The sequence below is a fragment of the Nocardia sp. BMG51109 genome, from assembly GCF_000526215.1.
Lineage (GTDB): Bacteria > Actinomycetota > Actinomycetes > Mycobacteriales > Mycobacteriaceae > Nocardia.
On record NZ_JAFQ01000004.1, the window covers coordinates 3,632,667 to 3,653,142 of the forward strand.

Sequence of the window (20,476 nt, forward strand, 5' to 3'; positions counted from 1 at the left end):
CGTCCTTCTTGCGATCGGGTTGGATGCCTTTGCCGGTGTGCGTTCTAGGGGCTCTCGGCGATCTCATTCTGGGTTCGGCATTGCATCCAGATACAGATGCACAGGGTCCTCGGACAGGTTGCGGTCGAGCCAGCCTGGAAGTGACGGAAGGTCGCGAACCCAGGGGATCAGGACGCCATGAACAGCGAGTGCGCTGGGCCGTTGGCTCGCGTCGACAGAAAGTAACTGGCGGATGAGTGCATCCAACTCCGTCGGCACCTCGACCAGAGGTTCGAGTTCCACGGTATTGCCGTACCCGATCGGGCCGGGGCCGTAGGCGAAGGGTTTCGATCCAGTAAGCAGCTCGTGCAGCAGCACGCCGACAGCGAATACGTCGCTGGCCCGGCTCGCGGGCATGGACTCCCAGAGTTCGGGTGCCATGTAGTTCAGCGACAGCGGGGGTTGGTCATTCTGCGTGATGCTGGAGTACTCGCCGACTCTCAGCGATGTAGCCGCGCCAAAATCGATGAGTTTGATCGTCCCGTTCGGAGCGAGGACGAGGTTCTCCGGCTTGATGTCGCGATGGATCAAATCTACCGAGTGGGCGGCGGCGAGGACCGCGCAGACCTGAGCAGTGATCGACGCTGCCCAGCCGACGGTAAGGCCGTCGTATTCGCCGAGGAGGGTGCCGACGGTCTGCCCGGGTACCAATTCCATAATCAGGAACAGTTCGTCGTCCTCACCGGACTTGTCCTCACCGAAGTCGAATACCGCAGGCACACCGGGATGGTGGAGCCGTGCGGTGATCCGGGCTTCCCGGTGGAAGCGTCGGCGAGCATCGGAATCCCTCGTGTGCTCCGATGACACCAGCTTGATCGCCACCTCACGGTTGAGGCGTACGTCGGTTCCGCTCCATACTTCCCCCATGCCACCACGCCCGATGGGGGAGGTGATGCGGTACCGATCGACCAAAGTCCTCATGGCAGGAATCTGCTCTTCTTCCCGTTCCAGCTGATGACGAGGCTGTCGCGAGCTCGGGTCGCGGCGACGAACAACAACGACCTGGCCTGCTTTATTTCCACACGATACCGTGCTGGATCCTGTTGTCTCAGTGCGAGTGCATGGCTGCTCGGTAGTAGACCGTCGGCGACGCCTGCGAGGATCATGCGCTGGTATTCCAAGCCTTTGAATCGGTGCATAGTGCCGACGTGTACTGCCGCATCGATGTCCCGGGGCCCGTCGGACCCGATGACAGTAGCCGTAATCCCGCTCTGGGACAGCCTTTTCGCGACAGCAGTTGTCATCCACCGCTCGGGAACTGCGACTCCGATCGACCTGCCGCCCCACTCGTTGATCTGGTCGAGGGTTCCGTCGAGTTCGGCCTCCCAAGTGAGGTAGGGTCGTGGCTCGGGTGTCTGGCCGCGCAGCACCGAGCGGTAGCCGACGAGGTCGTCCTGGCCCTCATCGAGGTCGTCCCATTCCTCCTCGCCGAGTAGTCCTGCTGCCACACTAAGGATTTCGTGCGTGGTCCGGTAACTCAAGGTCAGTTTCGCTGACCGGCCTCGGATGTTGATGCCGAGCTGGCCGAGCGATGCGTACTGACCGTAGATCCGCTGGTGAGGGTCGCCGGCAATGAACAGGTCGTTCGGGCTCTCGGGAACCAGCTGGCGCAGCAGACGCCAGTGAGTGGGGCTGAGATCCTGAGCTTCGTCCACCACGACATGTCGGTAGCGGTCGACCTGGCCGCCTGGCGATCCGGCTAGGGTTGCCGCTCGTTCGGCCACTTGTCGAAATGTCCAAACCTGTTGATCATCAAGACGTTTAACGAAACGTTCAGTCAGATTCCAGATCGCCGCGCGCATGTCACGGCTGATGCGCTGTCCGCGTCCGGCGCGGCGAGCCTTGAAGTATTCCGCCCGCGTAGTCAGTCCTTGTCCGAGGATGACCTGCGTCCACTCGTCGTGTAGGAACTGCGGATCCCATTGCCGCTCACTCTGTTCGGCGAGAAGTAGCCGCCACTCTTCGACGGCCTTGGCGTCGTTGATGCGGGTGCGGGAGTCGACGCCGGAGCCGTTGGCCACCTTGAATGCGAGCTTGTCGATGTTGAATATATCGACGCGAGAAAGAATCTCAGGACCGGCCAGATCGATCAGTCGTTGGCGCAGATCTGCCGCCAGGTTGGTGTTGAACGTGGTGAGCAGAATGTCCTTGCCACCTCCGGGCTCTAGCCGGTCCGCCAACTGCTTCACTCGGTGCAACGCGACGATCGTCTTGCCGGTACCGGGCCCGCCACTCACCCGCGCTGGGCCGTTGTAGTTTCGCTCGACGATCGCCCGCTGTGCGGGGTGCAGGAACACCTTCCATCGGCCGAAGTCGCCTTCTTCCAGGATCGCGTGCAGCGCACCGTCTTCGGTGGTCACGGTGGCCGGCCTGGCCAGCGCGGCCCGGTAGTCGCCGGTATCGACGGCGTCGCTTGCCTTGACGGGGGCTGTGATTTGTTCCAGCACCTCCGCGGGGGTCTTCCCGGAGAAAAGCTCGAGCAGGACCTCACTCGTGAGCTGTGGCGTATAAGAGATGAGTGCTTCGAGTTCGTCCTCGCTGGTGATTTTCGCGATCAATGGCAGGAGCGGCTCGGCGACACCGAGTTCCATCAGCGTCTGCTCCGAGTACTGCGCAAACAGCGGCACCGGCCCCGCGCTACCCACGTGTTCCGTCGCGACGGCGGATTCGGCTGTGACCAGGTCGACGAACTCGATGCCGCCGGTGACCGGATTGATCTGATGGGCATACTTGTCGAGGTTGTCGTACACCTCTTGGCGCGGCTTGACGGCGACGATCACGTACTCGGAACCTCCAGCATGGAGCAACAGCGCTCGGTAGTCCAGATTCACCCGAGCCGAGAACAATGTGGTGCCTTGCAGCTGTTTGAACTGCAATCCGGGAGAGTTCGGATTTTCCCGGAACTTGTGCTGGAAATCGTAGATCGCGCCCTTTACTGCCCGTGGCAGCTTCAGTACTTCGTCGTAAGCCTTGTCGAGCATGCGGAGCTTCGCGCTCATTGCGTTCCTCCGATCAGATCGGCGAGTTCACTGGCGGTCCAGCCGGCCGCGGTGCGGACTTGCCAGCCCGCCTCCGTATATGCCTTGTCGCGCTTGGCCGCTTCCGGATCGTCAGCCAGAACTACTGCGGCTTTAGCTGCAGGCCAGGCTAATTCGGCCTGCCACGCGTGGTCGCCAAGCTCGTACCCGACGATCGGGGCCGGCACGGCGAGCGCAGCCAGATCGTGGGCGAGATCGGCAAGACCGGGCTCGTCGGGGTCGATCTCATCGAGCTTGCGCTGCCATTCTTCAGACGCCGCACTCGGTTTCGCTGGGCCGGGCTCGGACTGGGGCGAGGGCCGTGGCGGAGGAGGAGGGAGAGTGTCATCGACGAGATCCGTGTCGAGCGGCGCCTGGCTTAGCATGGTGAGCATGCCGCTACCTCCGGCTGCAGCGAGTGCGGACAGATCGAACTCGTCCAGGGTGGACAGTGCCAGCTGTGCGCTGTCGCCCGTCCCGAAATCGAGGAACTGCATAAGGTTCCCCCAATACAACCAGCGCATCCACCGCTGCTTGTGGGCGTCGGCATCCAAGACGATGGTCGCATCACGGTCGTCTATCACCGTGAACGCGCTCCACACGGCACCCGCGCGTTGATCGAGGACCACGGTTGCCGTGTCACCGGCCACGGTCGCTATCGCGCCGGACTGTGCTGCGGGCAGCGGCAGGCCGCGCACTGCCGCCGATACCCGCTCGGCAACGCCGGCGGTGTCAGAGGTGCTGGGCCGCTCAGTCGCTGTCCTTGTCGCTCCCGCGACCACCGCTTCGGCTCGACTGAGCCATACCTGCGGATCGGGATCGGTCAGATAAGCCAGCATAGTGTCGACCGGATTGGTCCACATGGTGGTCACCAACTCGTCCGGGTTGCGCCCGGTCTGGCCGTAGATCGCACGTGCCGCGTTCTGAGCATTGCCCTGATAGGGGGCGTTGAGCGGCTCCTTCGTGGTGCTCGGCCCAAAGTTCCGCAACTCCCACTTGTCGATGTCCGTCCAGGTGAACTGGAAGACAAGGCCACGGTGAGCGCGCAACCGGGCGCGTTTGGCGGCGTCGTCGGCGAGACGGTTGTGTTCCGGCGAGGCGTGGTACTCGTAGCCGTCCAGGTAGACCGAGATCTCCTGCGGTTTGTCGGCCATCAGCCGGAAAACGACGTCCGGCCGGGTGCCGCGAATGGTGTTCTGCAGCAGCATCTTCCAATGCCGCACCTGGCCATCGGGTCCTTCGACGCGCAGATCGGCCGTGCGTTTGCCGTTGACGCGTTCACCGCGCGCGAGTGTGCCGGGCGTGTCAGGCCGGGCGGCCCACCGGGTGACGCCGTCGAGGAACCGCGACTCGAGTTCGCTCTCGACCTGGTCCCACAGCGAGATCTGGTCAGTGGCAGTCACTTCCGCAACCTCCCAGCTGTCGAGTAGCTCGTCCAGCATCTCGACGGCGTCGAGGCGGCTGACCTTGCCGTACCAGTCGGCCTTGTCGATGGGAATGTGCGCGAGCAGACAATGGTGGCAGGCTGCCTTCGGTGGGGTCTCGTCCCGGCACGGGCAGTTGACGACAACGTCGCGCGCCGCGATCAGCACATCGCGAAAGTCCTCGGCGCTTGCGAGCCGGTGGAGATAGCCCGTGCCGCCAGGGAGCGTGTCGTGCAGGACCAGGAAGCGCCGTCGCCGTCCCGTCTCCTGATCGGGCATGGTGGCGGTGACGATCTGCAAATGGGCGGGATCGCCGCCGTACCGTCGCGCAACGCCTGCCATGAGGGCAGTGTGGAAGGTTGCGGTGCGTTCCTCGGCGTTCAGGGTGGCGATCGGCAGCAGGATGCGCAGTGCCTCGGTGTGGAGTTCGTGGGCCAGGATCACCTTTAGGTACTCGGCGTCGCGTGCGGTGCGGCGGTGCGGGCACCAGGGGCGGTGATGCTTACGCGCCGGGTCCCAGATCGAGGGCGTTGTGGTCCCGTCGGAGACCATCGCCGGTGGTCCGTCGAAGATGGTGCCGCCGCAGACCGGGCAGGTATAGAAGGGATTGAGCCGGACAGTTTCCCCGGCGAAGCTGTCACCGGCGGGGCGATCGGAGAGCGCGATGCCGAGGTTGAAGCGGCGCACCACCGCGCGGCGGGTGTAGTCCACACCGAAGACGGCGGTGGCGTGTCGCCAGGATCCGGGGTCGATGTCGGTCGCGTCGATGTCGACGGCCGCGACCGTTTCGTAGTATCGCCGTTGCCGGTCGTCGCGGTCATCCTGGATGCGGACGTCGTCGCGGCGGTCGTGTGCGGTCACCCGGGTCGGCACCAGAACCTTGTGCAGCGCACCGACTTCCCCGATATCGCGAGCACGGCAGCGTGGGCATGGGGCGGTATCGGTCTCGGCCCGGAATGTGCGCACGTACCCGCATTCGGGGCACACCCGCCACTGCTGCCAAGCGGGCCGGTTCGTGGTGCCGACATCCAGTCCTGTGATGTTGTGCTGGTAGCCCTGCATATAGAAGGTATTGCCCGGGGCGAGTTCGGTCAGGGCCGTACGAGCCGAACGGCGGTATTCGCGAACCTCGCCGTGGTACGTGCGGTTGCCGTCTTCGGATTCCTCCTCCCAGGTGAGTGTCGCTTCCAGCGTGGTGGCGGTGTCGATGAGCGAGTAGTTGGGGAGCAGACCGAGTTCGACCAGTGCACTCTGCGCGTTCTGGCTGCCGACCTCGTTGATGCGTCGCAGGATTCCCTTGCGTTCACCGGTCATCGCTCGCTTCACGACCCGGTTGTCGGCATCGTCCTGCATCGTCTCGAGAGCGGTGTCGATGAGCCGCAGGCGATCACGGAGGTCGGCCAGGCGCTCGTCCCACACCACCTCGGCCGCCCGCACCGCGTCGGCGATCCCGCCGGCAGCGAAGGCGCGCAGGTTATCGGCGGCATCGGCGGTGACGTTGGCGCCGAACAGGTCGAGGAACGGCTCCACTGCGGCGGCGGTCAGCGCGGCGGGGACGAAGGTGGCCAGCCAGGCCGTATCGCCGAACAATGCCGAGGCGCGGCGCGGTATCGGCAGCACGCCGGGTAGCCGGTCTCGGGCGGCGAGGTCTACCAGATGGGCGAAGTATTGCCGATGCAGGATCTCTACGGCCGACAGGTAGCTGCCGGGAGGGATGATCTTTCCATCGATCATCGACAACGGTTGGTCGAGGAAGTAGAGGTCGCGCGGTCGCCGCCCCACCAGTGTGACCAGGAAAGCGTTGCCCGTCTTGCGGCCGGCGCGGCCGACCCGCTGCACATAGTTGGCCGGGCCAGGGGGCAACGACGCGAGAACGACCGCCGACAGATCGCCGATGTCGATACCCAGCTCCAAAGTGGGCGTGCAGGACAGCACATTGGGGTCGTTGTAGCGGGTGCCGTCTTTGAATTGCTGCTCGACCCGCTCCCGTTGGCTGCGGGTCAGAGCGCCGGTATGTTCGGCCGTCACCACATGGAACGGTTTGTCCAGGTAAAGATTGCGATAGTAGTCGTTGCGGTCGAGCAGACCACGCACGGACAGCGTTCCGCCGCAGCGGTACCGAGGGCAGGGCTGCCCGAACCAGTCGCCGGTCTGGTCCGGTGGCACCGTCTGCTGCCAGGAACAACGATCGCAGCCGATACCGGCGTCGCGAACCTGCTTGTGGTCGAGGAATCGAACGCGGATGTGGCCGGGCTGTAGTCCATATATCCGTGTCGTGCTGTCGGCGGCCGTACGTTTCGCAATGACGCCCTGCCCGGCGAGAACCGGAAGGATCCTTGAGAGATATTCTCCTGCTTGGCCTTTCGGAATACCGAGGCAGCGGGTTGCCCAGTCCTGCATCCAACTCTGTTCAGACTCGATGCCGTCGAAGTCAGACTTGTTCTTGGCGCGGTCGCGGACGAACGCTGGGGCGGACATATCGCGCGGGAAGGCGGGCATACCTTCCGGGCGCCGTCCCCAGATGGTGCCGAACCGTTTGGTCCCGACGTTGTCGATCCACCCGTCCAGCCACTCGTGCTTGATCGCGCCGCGATAGCGCATGCGCTCCAGCAGCCCCCGGATGAAAACCAGATACCGTTGCGGCGACTGGAGTTCGATGCGGTCGGCCGACAGCCGGGTATGGACGTCGCGGGCGAGATCGGCGATTACTTGGGGATCTACGAGGACGACGTCGGCGGCGGCGGTGCCGGTCAGTTCGAGCGTTCGGCCTTGGCGAGAACGCAGCCCGAATTCCAAGATCGTCTGGAAGGCCAGTCTCTCTCCGATGAGGTCCCAGGACTTCGCCGTTCCCGTGGTCTGCTCGGCCAGGATCGCATCGATCTCCGGGAGGTCGTGCAGGTCGGGTGGAACCACAGCTGGCAGCACAGCGGCTTCGGTTGCGGCGGCAACCAACTCGGCGATCAGGTCGTGCAGCAGCATCGGTGCGCCCAGCGGGTCTAGGCGATCGGTAATCAAGCGGCGCAACGAGAAGGCGTAGGACCGGTTGGCGACGAACCCGGCGCGATGCGCGGCGTCCTGCACAGAGTCGTTGAACAGCAGGGTTTTCCGCTGCTCGGGTTCCAACTGGTCGCGGGAGAACAGTTGGGTGATCGCCACCGATGCGAGACTGGCCAAGCCGGCACCCAGGAATCGGATTCCTTCGTCCATATCGCAGGCGGGGCACCGATCCTTCTCGGCGTTCCGACTCGACTCCCGGCTGGTGCCGACATCGCACAACACGTACACAGCGTCGTCGCCGAGGGATTCTTGCGGGTCGAACGGCCGTACCCGGTCGTTGTGAAGTACCAGTAGGCCACGTACCCCGGCCTTGACTTCTTCCGGTGTCGCCTGGATCAGGGCCCGGACCCGCTTGTGGTCCGCACCGACGTTGGCCCGATAGATCTTGTCCGGGTCGACGACCAACTCGGCGGGATCGCGCTCCGGCGAAAATGCCGCCCACCCGGAGCGGCCGCAATGTCGGCAGTAGATCGCTGGCAGCGCGGTGTGGCCTACCGGATCCAGCAGCGTGTCCGCGTCGCGGACCGGCGGTTCGCCCTGCCAGGCGAAGGCGGGTGCGGCGTCGACCACCCGTGTTACGCGGGTGACGGCGCGAACCCACATGTGTGTTTCGATCAGCAACAACGAACGTTCCGGATCGTCCGGGTCACGGGCCATCGACAGCAAGGCGATGAACCTGGCCAGAGCGATCGCAGCCTTGCGTGGATTGTCGCGGATCGCCGGACCCCACGTATAGGCACCGCGCTTGGGGAGTAGTTCCAGGAGTTCCGGCATCGTGCGCGGACGAGACTGCGACAGTGGATCATTGAGTATTTGCAGTACCGCGTGGGTGAGGATGTGCTTGCGCAGACACGCGCCGAGCTCGACCCGACTGAGCGTTGTGGACCCTGTAACGACCGCGGCGATCTCGTCAATAGCCGGCTGATAGTGCAGCGGATCCGGACAGGACCACAATTGCTCCGGGCTGGGCAGCGGCAGGCCGTAGTCGAGATTCTCGTCCATGAACTCACCGACGGTGAGCCGATCTTCGCCGATCACTGACTGCGCCGAGAAGGACACCCCGAAAACCTTCTCGGCAACCGCCCGGATCGTCTCGCTGTCGCCGCCCTCGCCGAGGGTCGCCGAGGTGGCCACTGGGCAGATGTCACCCAGCGGCTTCCCGGGTCGGGAGTGCCCGCTGGCGGCGGCCAAGCGGCGCAGCAACATTGCCACATCGGTGGCTTGCGCACCGTCATAGGTGTGGAACTCGTCCACCACGACGAAAGCGATCCGGGCGTCCTCCCACAGCGGCAGATCGTCGGCCCGCTGCAACAGCAGGTCCAGCATCTTGTAGTTGGTTACGAGGATGTCTGGTGGGTGGCGCCGGATCTCCGAGCGGTTCGTCATCACCTTCTGATAGCCGACCTCCGGGGTATCGCCGATGTAAAGGGCTGCGGTCACCTGCTCCATACCGGTTTTCGTCAGGTAATCGTTCAGACGGTTCGCCTGGTCGGTGGCCAGAGCATTCATCGGATAGAGGATTATTGCCTTCACACCGTCGTGGCCTGACGCACGCTCCCGTCGGCAGTGGTCCAGGACTGGAATCAGGAACGATTCCGTCTTACCCGAACCAGTGCCGGTGGTGATCAGCGAGGGCTCCGCCCGCTTGCCCACGGTGCTCAGGCGCTCCCATGCTCGCGCCTGATGTAGATGCGGGACGAAACCGGCAGGAGCCCAGCCGAGCGGATTGTGCCAGGTGCGCTCGTCCACCTTCCGGAACTTCGTGCGGATGCGTACGTAGGGACCGCGGAAGATGCCCTGCTGGGGGTGTTCGAGAAAGCGCTCCAAGGCTTCCCGGACGGTGGGTTCGGCCAGTGCGAATGTGGTGGAGAGGTACTGAGTGAGGCTCTTTCGCAGCTCCTCTGCCGCGAGGGTCGGCTTCATGCCTGACTGTCCTTAGTGATGTCATCGTTGGGTACCGGGTAACCGGCCGCGCGTAGGCGATCAGAGAAAACCTTATGAGCCTGGCGGTATTCCTTTTCGCGGTCGGCTTTGTAGAAGGGAGCCTGGTAGCCGGCGGGGATCGGGCCGTTTATTTCGGGGTCCAGGTGGGACACCAGTTGCTGATAGTGTTCTTTGGTTTGGCCGCGACCGAAGGTGTTGAAATTTCCCGCAATCTTCCTGCCGGTATTATCAAACCACATGTTCTCCTCGAATCCTGCTAGAACAGGGAATCGAGAAAGGTAAATTGCAATTAGCTGCTCAGCGGTCATACCGAGCCATACCGCGACGAGCGCATCGATTTCAACTAGTGCGGCGCGGCGTTCCTGTTCGGTGCGGAGCGGGGTTTCGTACAACCACCGGGGTGACACATCGCCGAGTGGACGGAGATTTTGCTGCGTGGTAGTCCAGGGCTCGTCCCTCCAAGTCGAATCGTAGAGTGAGTTCCACAACACTTCGTATGCGTTCGACATGCAGTTGAGTCGAAGTGTGCGAAGCATCAAAGGGGTCGCGAGCGGGTGGTTCGTGTCGGCCGCGGGCATGGCTCGAGCCTCGGTGTATTGGAGGTGCGTCCGCCCGGTAATGCGGAGTAGGTAGTCCAACGGCAGTGCCGCCCAGAACCCCGCGGCCAGGACCGTGCGATCATGACTCTTCATCGCAAGTGAATGCACGGCGTGCACATGAGCAGGCCCCGGCGGGATAAGTGCTGCAAAGAGCGATCTTTCCATGCTTTTCGCGTCTATCATGGCCCGCCAGGCGAGCCGATAGAACTCCGTGTATAGACGATTCTCGTTGCTATTTGAATTCCAGCGGTCTTGAGAAGATTGAAAATTCCCTAGATCGCTTGCTCTTTGATAGTTAGTAACCGGTACTACAGATTCACCCAGGCTGGTTGCATCGAATGCAACCCAATCGCGATTCGTGTTGCAGGGTATGTTCGGCTGTTTATTGAAAGGAGTAGCGATACCGAAGTGCGGGCCTTGAAGTATTACGTCTGTCAGCGATTCCGGTCTGCATGTATCCCATCTGATCAAGCCCGTTGATTTTGCCCCAGCCTCATCGAAGCCACGGCTAATTCTTGGCTGGTCGACTCCAAGTCTGCGTCCAAAATTCGACAAGGCCTCCATAGCGCCTGCTTCTGCTGTGCTAATTGGGTAAAGTAGTGGCGTTTGATCTACGGGAGCACTCCTTGTGTCAAGTAGTCGTTGCCAGTCGCCCAGCAGTGCGCTGTTTACTCGAATAATTCGCGCACGATGTGGTCGGGTATCCCATCGGCCACCATGTTTGATTGCAGGTATCGGACCCTTTCCATTGTGTTTCAATGACTGGGGTATAGCATCAGCATTGTACAGGTCGCTGAAGTGGACAAATGATATCTCGCGTGGTGAACCATAGATATGCAGACCGAACTCTTGTGTTCGGCTCAGATCTTCGAATGCCCAGTTCGCGGCATTGATAAATTTAGCATGCAAGTGGAGGTGGTGATACGCGGCCGCTCGCAGACACCCTTCTCGTGCTCCGCCGAAATGAGAATCTGGGTGAATTAATCCAACGGTGCCATTCGTTCTATTGTTCCCCCAGGAGCGGATCATGAAACCTCTATACAGGTCGGGTTGTGTGCCAACCAAGGTTGGGTAGGCAATTCCTTTTCCGAGATACTCGACAACTGCCATTACAGAAGAGAGTTCGTTCGCGAGATACGTATGGTTGCCGCTACTCTTGAGTGCCATACTTCTGCGCAATTGAATCTCTGAGGGGTCAGGTCTCTCCGCCAACATGAACCAAGGATCAACCTCTGCAAGAATAGGAGCTTCTTCCCAGCGCGGGCGAACCCATGGCGGGTTCCCTACCTGAAGATCGAATCCACCGCCGCTGAAGATCTGCGAGAACTGTAGTTCCCAGTGGAAGAATGCCTCGTCTTCCACGATCTTCTGTACCCTCCATAGCCAGGGAAACCTCTCGTCCAGTTTCAGCCACGGATCCATGCCCATCCACGTTGGCAGGTCGTCCTCATACGGCTCAAGGTCGGCTAGGCTCGCGAAGTTGGTAACAAGCGAGTCCTCAGGTACGTCTGCTCGCCCCACGACGGCTTCCGCGAAATCTAGCCAGTCGTCCAGATTCTTCAGAGGGATGATTTCGCGGACCGGTTCAAGTTTGCGTCGCGCAGTCTTGGGCTTCGGGCTCGAGGTTAGCTGCGACTGGGCGTAGTCCGCGAGGTCGAGTTGTTCGTCTCCGAGGCTGAACAGGGACTCGGTGACGTAGACCTGTTCGAACCCACTGGATTCGAGGCGGAGTGATTGCTCGGCATGGCCGGATGCCGGTGCAAGCGAATCCAGTGGCGATTCTCCGATGTGCTCCTGCGCGTACGCCTCGTCGGTACCGTCCAACAGTCCGGCTTTATCCAGCGGCCAGAACCATAGTGCACACCAAGCATCCATGACCTTCTTCAACCGCCAGTACGGTGTGCCCGGTGCGGTGAGATCCTGGAAGACCTTCTCCTTGGAGATCGATTCCGTAGGCTGGGTGATCCAGTCGGCACCCCACACGTCGATCCGTCGGCTGATCTCCCGCTCCGACATCTCCAGTCGCTTGATTACCAGATCCCACAGGTACTCGACGCGACCCGAGAGCGCTTGTAGGCGCTGGACTTGGGAGAGCTTGCGCCCGTTGATCTTCTTGTCGGAGACCCTCCTCTTCATGCCCTTACGCCAGTCGCTCAGCTGTCTGGCCTGTTCCGGCGCAAGAGCCTTGGCTTCCTTGACGCCCGCGACTGCACCCCAGCCATCGGCGGGCAAAAGGAAGTGGTGGATCTTCCCGGAGGGCAGCGCCCCGGCCGAGAACGGCAGGTCCTCCGGTGCCTGCTTCAACCATTCGCCCGAGGTCAGCTGCTTCGCGGTGTACACCTTCCGCCCCGCACCGATCAGCGAGTTACCCCGCCGCAGGTGCAGCCCGAACCACGGCGCCTGCAACCCCGGGTGCATGACGTTCAGCCACAAGGACACCTCGGCCAGCTCGACGGCGGTGTCATTGAGGTCCACACCGTACGAGTTGTGTAGCGCGATATATGCTTTCGTCTTCTGCAGCTCGAATTCGTACTGTTCCGGGTCGATGTCGACGCCGAGTTCCTTCTGTCGCCGCTTCAGATACTCCGCAGCCACCTGGTTGATTGCTTCGTTGAGGAACGCCCCTGAGCCTAGGGCCGGCTCACAGATCTTCCAGCCGAGGATCTCTTGAGCGGTGGTGGTCGTATCCTCTTGATCGAGGCGGTATTTCAGGGCGAGCTGGACAGTGACGCTGGTCAGCGATTCGGGTGTGTAGTAGGAGGCGCTGGTCTCCCGGTCACGCCCGGCGAGCCGGTAAACAAAGGAACCCTCCGGATACCGCATGTACTCTCCGGTTTTCGTGCCGTCTTCGTCGACGCGGCGGACGAAGACATCGGAGGAGTACTCGTCTTCCTTGGACGCGGGGATCATCCACGACCCGTCCTTGGGGTCACCATTCTTGGCGACCTCCAGCAGTTCCTCGGTGGCGATGAAGCCCGTATAAGACATCAATCCCTCGTACACTGCGCCCAGCTGGTTGATACCCAGCTGGGCGTATGAGATGAACCCGCCGCGCTCCCTGCGTCGGCCCTTGGCGAGCATCAGTTTGCGCAGCACCTGGTACAGGCAGGTGTTGCGCAGCCGGGTGTCGACGGTGACGCCTTCGTCGTCATCGATCAGGAGTTCTCTGCTGATCAATCCGATTGCTTGCGGCTCGAACAAGTCCGAGCGCATCGGCTCGAAACGCAGGCCTTCGCCGTCGGATACCTCGTCGCCTCTGCGGGGTCGATGTCCCAAGTTGACCAGCCGGAACAGCAGATCCAGCGACTCATACAGGTGGAAACTGTTGCGCGCCTCCTCACCGCTGAGATCCCGCCACACCAGGTCGCCCAGTCGGGCGAGGCCGTAGCCACTGCCGTAGTCCTGATCGTCGGTAGGCAGGATCCCGAGTTCCGGGCGTGCTTCTGCGTACAGCAGGAATAGGATTCGATACAGGTAGCGCAGAGCTTCTCTGCTGAGTTCCTTCGCCAGGGCTGTCGGCTCCATGATGTCGTCGGGACGGATCCCCTGTGCGCGGAGCCTGTCGAGTACCTCGTTGGCGATCAGTTCGACCGAGTCCTTCAATCCGTCCCGCAGCTCCTTGGACACTCCGACTGCGTGATTGCGCGACTTGGTGAGTAGCTCCGCGAGTGGTTCGGTGCCGCCCTCGGCGGGCGGGAGCAAGGCGCCCGCGCCGAACAGCGCCCCGATGATCGAAAGTTCCTCGATGTCATTGCGGCCCAGGGCGACATCGAGGCTGACACCCAAGTAGCGGCCCTCACCCCAAGCGGCGCGATCGGCAAGAATCAGCACACCACCGGCCAGCATCAGCACGTAACGGGGCGGTTTCTCGATGGCGAACAGCCACTTCGCCAGCTTCGGGCCGGAGCTGATCTCCTCCCGGTTGTCCAGCGTGACCGGCGTCAGCAGTCGTCCGGCTTGGTCGTCATCGAGCGCGGCATCCACATCCACGGCCCAGCCGCATTCGATCGCCATGAGATGGTCGTCAGCATAGGCGACTGCAACAGTGTGCTCACCTCCCGCGCGTTCGACGGTCAGCTCCCGTGGCTGCGCGTCGAAACCCAACGCGCGCAGCACATCGCCGTGCAGTTCGCCGAGTTTCTTATGGAGTTCCGTCAACTCGACGGTGGTCAGGGGGTCTCCGTCCCGGCGACGGACGTCGAGGTCGGCGAAGTACGGGCGGTCCGCGAAGTATGGTTTGCCGAGTGCCCGCAAGCCTTGCCGCGGCGTCACCGGGATTGGGGGCTGCTGCGATTCGGTCGCCTGGTCCGAGCCTATGTTGTCCTCCGACTCGGCGGGTTCGGCAGTCTCGGCCGATGCCGTATCGGTTTGCTGTCGGTGCTGTTTCTCCAGCTCAGTCCACTGGGCGAACGTGCCGTCCTTCTTCTTCAACTCCTTGGGCAAGACCTCGGCCAGGTAGTGCGCCGAGAAGTAATCGCCGCGATTCACCAGGGAGTCGAGCCTCATCGCACTGCCTCCTGCTCCGGGACGAGAACGGCCAGCACCCGCAGTAGGGGAGAGCCGGTGGTCTGCATGGCATCGAGCAGCCGCTGCTGGCGCTCGACGGTGTCATCGATGTGCTGCTGTCCGCGACTGCGGTGGGCGACGGGCATGCGGTCGAGGCTGAGCTGCTCCCACGTTTGCAGTCGGTCTCGGTATTCGTTCAGTGGTGCAGCGACCTCGGCGTCGTAGTCGCTGCGGCGGCTCTCCAGGAGGCGGCGGGCAACAGCGACTACCTCTGGCACCTGAGCTTGCAAATCCGTCAGGTCGCGGGCTCGGCCAGTATTGGTCATGCCAGGCCCCACCTTTGCCGCATCCAGTACCTCGGTCATCCGTTTCGGTAGCACACCGTCACCAGTCACGGCCATCCATTCCACGACCGTGGGCTGCCCCAGCTTGTTGGAGTAGATGCCTTGGATCAGGAATGTCGGCTCCGGGACATCGGCGACGATCACCGGTGCCTTCTGCCGGCCCAATCGGACCAGCACCTTGTCGGTGACCCAGTCCACCAGTGGGTGCAGGTCCGACAGGTATGCGATCTCCGGCCACATGGTTTTGGTGGCGTGGGCCTCGGACAGCTTGCGGTCCGCCAGCTCCTTGTCGAACGTCACTTTCATACGGTCCCGTAGCTTGTGCCGGCGCAGGTACTCGGCGGGCAGTGAAGACAGTCGGTGCACCAGATCCGGCGGTGGCGTGAATGCCAGCATCGCCCCATCGTCCTCGAGGTCGTCCAGCAGCCTCAAAGCGTCGATCGCCTCCCGCACGAACATCTGCGTGCTGTCGAACAGATGCGGGACGTCGGCGCAGGCCGGGTCGGCGTCCTGCGCGTCGGTACCGATCGATCCGAGTAGATCCGACAGCAGGTCTTCGGGCGGTGCCGCCTCGAGTGACTCTTCGACGGTCTTGCCCTCCAGCAGATCCTGGACCAGCCGCCGCTCCTCGCGTTCGGGGCGGAACTGGCCACTCACCGCCTCCGCGGTGCCGATACTCCGGTGCGCGGACTCCTCCTTCGTTAGCAGCTTCTCGGCCACCGTGCGGTCGTCTTTGGCGCCGTCGACCTCCGAAGTGAGGATCAGCGCCCGGAATTGCGGTTCGAACCGCTGGCCGTAGCGGTCGATACGGCCGTTGCGCTGTTCGATCCGGATCAGGCTCCACGGCACATCCCAATGGATCAGATGGTGACACTGCCGATGCAGGTTGACACCTTCGGATGTGACGTCGGTAGTCACCAATACCCGAACCGGGCTGTCGGACAAGCCGAATCGTTCGATGATGCCCTGCTGGGTGGTATCCGACATGCCGTTGCCGAGCAGTTTGTCGACAGCGTCGCTCGGCAGGCCCATTGCGCCGGGCAGCAGCGCATGCAGCCAGTTGACGGTTTCGATGCTCTCGGAGAACACCACCGCACGGGTAGTGCTCTTCTTGCCGATTCCGATTTCTTTCAACTCGCGCAGCAGTGCGTCCAGCTTCGCCGAATCGGCATCCGAGATCCGAGAAGTCAACTGCAGCAGCGTCTTCAACGCATCGACCTCACGCTGTTCAGTGGCGGACTTCAAACGGTTGGCAACCGTCTTCGCCAACGCCTTGTGCGAGGACAAGAACGACTTCAACAGCGTGTACGGGAACAGGCGGTTCGAGGAACCGACCACGGGGTGATCGGTACGTTCGTCGCTGGCCAACCAAACCTGAGTCAGCTCGGTAAAGACCTTCTCTTCCGCCGGTGTAGCCACACACCGGATCGGTACCGACGGGCCGCGATCCGGCCACTTGGTGCCGATCTGGTTGCGCACCTCGGGATCGGTCTTGGTGCGGCGAATGTACAGGTGCGCAATGTCGCTCGCCTCGTACTTGGTTCTGTCGGCAATCGCCGCCGGATCCAGCATCCGTATCAGTTCCGCGAACGACTCACTGTTCCCGTTGTGCGGCGTGGCGCTGGCCAGCAGCAGCGCATCCGTCTGGCGGGCGAGAAGTTTGGCCAACCGGTTACGGAGACTGGTCTCTCCGATCAGGTTGTGCGACTCGTCGATGACCACCGCGTCCCACTGCATCTTCTCCAGGTGCTGTCCGTACTTGCCCTCGTTCTTGAGGGTGTCGATGGAGACGATGATCCGTTTGTAGTAGGTGAACGGGTTGCGTCCGGCGGGGATGTCGCGCTGGATACGCTCGATGCCCACGGAGTCAAGGCGGATCAGTGGGATAGCAAAGCGGGTCCACAACTCGCGCTGGAACTGCTCCAACACCTGCTGGGGGGTCACCACCAGAATCCGCTCGCCGCGGCCCCGTCGGATCAGTTCCGCCAGAATCAGACCGATCTCCAGGGTCTTCCCCAGACCCACCACATCGGCGAGCAGTATGCGCGGGCGCAGTGCCTGCAATGCCTTGATCGCTGGACGCTGCTGATAGATGTTGGTGTCCAGCAGGAACCGGTCGGCCAGCGCGAGCCCCTTCTCAGTCTGCGGCAACGGGGTGCGCCGCAGCACTGCCTCGAGGAACAGCCGACTCTGGGCGAATCGCTTCGTCTCGTCGAGTTCGAGGACGGTGTCCTCGGGCTGCAGCAGGCTCACGATGTCCAGCTCGGTGAAGAAGACCGCTTCCTCATCGCGTACGAACTCGGAGGCGCCAACTGCGGTTACTCGGTAGGTGGTTTTTTCCGCGCGCGTAATCGGCGCGCACGTGCGAACGATCCACTCGGCATCGCGAACCTCGATGCGGGCGCCTGGTGGAAATGCGGTCTCGGCCACAAGAATTCCTTCTGACAGTCAGAAACGGGCGGTGGCGGCGTAGTTCTTGCGAAGACGCTCGGCGAGCCGATGGATCACCGAACCGGGCGGAGCGACGTGAGACAGGTCCTTACGGGCCGGGCGTTGCTGAGGGGTCGGGTCCTCCGGATCGGATTCTCGCTCCACATAGGTCGTCACAGCCAGATTGCGGATCGACGCGGGCAACTGACCTCCGATCAATCGCTCGAGCAGGTTGTGCACCTCGGTGATGGTCGGTCGGGCGATGGGATCGGAGGCCACCATGCGCTGCAGGATCGGCACGAACGGATCCGGGACGCCACCCAGATCCGGCGGGATTGTCGGATTCGAAATCTTCAGCATCAGCATCGGGCCGGCGGGAGCTTCGTACGGGAAGTGTCTTGCCAGCGAATACAACAAGGTAGCGCCGAGACCGTAGATATCTGTGGCTGCGGAAACCTGCTTCGGTGAGTCCACCTGTTCTGGCGACATGCAGACCACAGTTCCCAGCGGAATGCCACTGGACGTGAGATCGGTGGGTCCCTCCGCGAGAGCCACCAATCCGAGGTCGATCACTTTCGGGCCCTCCGGGCCCATCAGGATGTTGCCCGGCTTGAGGTCTCGGTGCAACAGACCGGCAGCGTGAATGTCGGCCAACGCCTTTGCGATCAACAGACCGAGGGTTGCGGTCTGCTCCACTGTAAGCGGGCCGTGGGCATCCAGATATTCCTTGAGGCTGAGGCCGCGGATGTATTCCAGCGCCATCCACGGGCGCTCGTCGCTGTCCTCCGACGAGGCCAGGAGAGCGGCGAGGTGCGGGCTCGAGACCGATCGCAGTGCGTCCATTTCGCGGACGAAACGGGCATGAATGTCGGCCCGGTCTGCGAGGTCGTCGCGAATCACCTTGACGGCCACCGCTTCCCCGTCGTCTGTGACGCCGAAGTACACCGTGCCCATTCCGCCTCGGCCGAGTCGACCGCGCAGCGTGACCGTGCCGAGCCGCTTCGGGTCGGCGTCCTTCAGTCGTTCCACCGGATGCTCCCCTCGTCATCGTCAGGTGGGGTCATGGCACCGGCGGTCAGGCTGGCGGACATGAGTCCAATCAGTTTGTCAGCAGACTCGGAAGTCTGTCGTGCGGCACACCGCATCGCATTGATGCGGCGGAACGCCGCACCATACTGCTGCTGTTTGTGCAGCGGCAGTATCGGTACCCGGATCCGATTCGTTTCTGTGCGGGCCGTGGAACCCGTTGTGTGACCGGCATTGTCCGCATAGGCCGCGAAGCCGGCGAGGAACCAGGAGTCGAGGCGTTCGCGATCCGGGCGTAGTACGACAACGCCGGGACCGGCCGCTACTCCGGCGTCGGCTTCGTCGGCAACCCGGAGGGTGAGGAGGCTTCGCTGGGCGCGAACGGCTGGGAGAACGACATCGCCGACAGCGATCACGATCAGTTTCGATGAGATTGCCAGCTCTCCGGCGGGTGTGGAGGCCCTGGTGTCCGAGATGACATCTTTGCTGGTCAGCACGAGCAATGATGAATCTCTTACGGTGTCGGGCGTTTCCTCCGGCCGCGATACCGTTCGCAGGATCTGAAGGGCACCACCTTGAGTAAGGCTCGACAGAGTTGCGGTGCGCCATGCTGCCGAATGCGTTACCGGCCAGCCACGGAAAATTCCCGCATGTGTACGTATTTCGTCGGTCTGAGCCGAAAGATTGGCCGCAAGCTCATCGACTCGGGCCGACAGCATGTGCGGATCCAGCGGTACGTGTGTGTGGCGGGCAGGCGTGAGATCGACCAGATCGTCGAGCAGGGTGACCACGGGCACCGATTCCGCAGCATCGGGGACCGGTTCGAACGATTCCGGTGTGGTGCCGAACGCATGCCACAACTTCACTACTCGGCCGGCAAATACGTCGAGTGACTCTCGCTCGGGTGGGGCATCCACGAAGAGCACTCGGTCGGGGACCACCGCGCCCACCTCCGGTCGGCGTAGCACCCACAGATGCAGCCCGATCGACATAGACGGGACGGAGCCTGTGGGAAGCGCGATCACTGAGCGGACTGTGCCGGCTCGGAGCAGGGCCGCACGAATCCGGCGCCCGGAGTTGCGGGCAGCCACGGCAGGCGGTAACAGAAATACGGCGGTGCCGCCCGGACGGAGATGCGCCAGGCCGTGTTGTATCCACGCGAGTTCGGATTCGATGCGCGGCGGTTGCCCGTACTCCCAGCGTGAGTCGAACGCCAGCTGATCGATGCCCCAATCCCGTTGTCCGAAAGGCGGATTGCACAGCACCGCGTCAGCTTGCAGAACGGGGAAACCATCATCGCGGAGGCTGTCGCCGGTTCGAACCTCGGGATCAATGTCGGTATCCAGGCCAACCGTCAGCCGGGCCAGCTCTGTCTGCGATGCGATCAGGTCTTGTCCGTACAACTCGGCTGCACCTAGGCGCGCTGCCTCGATCAATAAGCCCCCGCTGCCACATGCAGGATCGAGAACACTGCGCGGGTAGTCGGTGCCCGGTATCGCGAGCAGATCTGCCATCAACCGGGCAAGTATGGGTGGAGTCCAGTACTGACCGGACTCGAGCGAGCCTTGTAGGGCTCGCTCGGCCGCGATCTCCAGGACCATGCGCGCGCCGTTGGCGGTAGCCACTTCCCGAATCGCTGCGGATAGCTCGGGTGACAACCGGTGTGGTGACTCGGAAACCTTTAGCCGTCCGGAGTCGACGCGGATACCGGCAAGAGCAGGCGCGATGTCTTCCGGTCGTACCTGAGTTTGAAGAAGCGTCCGTAGCTCGGACACGGGGGACCGGGCCGATTCATAGCCATGCGTGGCGAGCCAGGTCCTTACCTCGCCGAGATCGAAGAGGGGGCGTGCCTCGGTGCCGGCCGTCATCGCCGGGAAGTCGGCGTGACGGCGGCGCCAGTTGCTCACCGTTGCGCGAGTGACACCCGCATATCGAGACACCTCTGCCGCGGTCACCAGTAGCGGACCGTCCGGGCTGCCCGTTGTCTTCATGTGAGCGATCGTAACCAAGTCGGTGTCAAAGTCAACTAAGGAGATGATGATTGACAATGTTTTCATGCTTGCCTATGGTCGCTGTTGGTTGATCGCTTG

The 20,476-nt window shown here is 62.7% G+C and carries 7 protein-coding genes; all 7 read right to left on the reverse strand.

The window, feature by feature from the left end; all coding sequences use genetic code 11:
- Nucleotides 1-63: 63 nt before the first annotated feature.
- From D892_RS0118100 to D892_RS44540, 7 genes are read right to left on the reverse strand one after another with little or no spacing between them, the layout of a single operon-like run.
- Nucleotides 64-960 (reverse strand): serine/threonine-protein kinase, encoded by an 897-nt coding sequence (locus D892_RS0118100; RefSeq protein ID WP_084161107.1) that lies wholly within the window; start codon nt 958-960, stop codon nt 64-66.
- On the reverse strand, nt 957-3,038 hold the full coding sequence (locus D892_RS0118105) for a UvrD-helicase domain-containing protein (RefSeq protein ID WP_024802603.1): 2,082 nt from the start codon (nt 3,036-3,038) through the stop codon (nt 957-959). The genes D892_RS0118100 and D892_RS0118105 overlap by 4 nt, the downstream gene beginning before the upstream one ends.
- The gene (locus tag D892_RS0118110; protein ID WP_024802604.1) at nt 3,035-9,460 is read right to left on the reverse strand and encodes a DEAD/DEAH box helicase; all 6,426 of its coding nucleotides are present in this window, start codon (nt 9,458-9,460) and stop codon (nt 3,035-3,037) included. Before D892_RS0118110 ends, D892_RS0118105 begins: the two co-directional genes overlap by 4 nt.
- On the reverse strand, nt 9,457-14,586 hold the full coding sequence (locus D892_RS0118115) for a hypothetical protein (RefSeq protein ID WP_024802605.1): 5,130 nt from the start codon (nt 14,584-14,586) through the stop codon (nt 9,457-9,459). The genes D892_RS0118110 and D892_RS0118115 overlap by 4 nt, the downstream gene beginning before the upstream one ends.
- Nucleotides 14,583-17,360 carry a helicase-related protein gene (locus D892_RS0118120; RefSeq protein WP_024802606.1) on the reverse strand — a complete coding sequence of 926 codons (2,778 nt, stop codon included), beginning with the start codon at nt 17,358-17,360 and terminating at the stop codon, nt 14,583-14,585. Before D892_RS0118120 ends, D892_RS0118115 begins: the two co-directional genes overlap by 4 nt.
- A gap of 18 nt (nt 17,361-17,378) precedes the next feature.
- A complete protein-coding gene (locus D892_RS41415) occupies nt 17,379-18,389 on the reverse strand; it encodes a serine/threonine-protein kinase (protein WP_024802607.1) in 1,011 nt (336 codons plus the stop codon).
- Nucleotides 18,377-20,443 carry an N-6 DNA methylase gene (locus tag D892_RS44540; protein ID WP_198036919.1) on the reverse strand — a complete coding sequence of 689 codons (2,067 nt, stop codon included), beginning with the start codon at nt 20,441-20,443 and terminating at the stop codon, nt 18,377-18,379. The genes D892_RS41415 and D892_RS44540 overlap by 13 nt, the downstream gene beginning before the upstream one ends.
- Between the last annotated feature and the right edge of the window lie 33 nt (nt 20,444-20,476).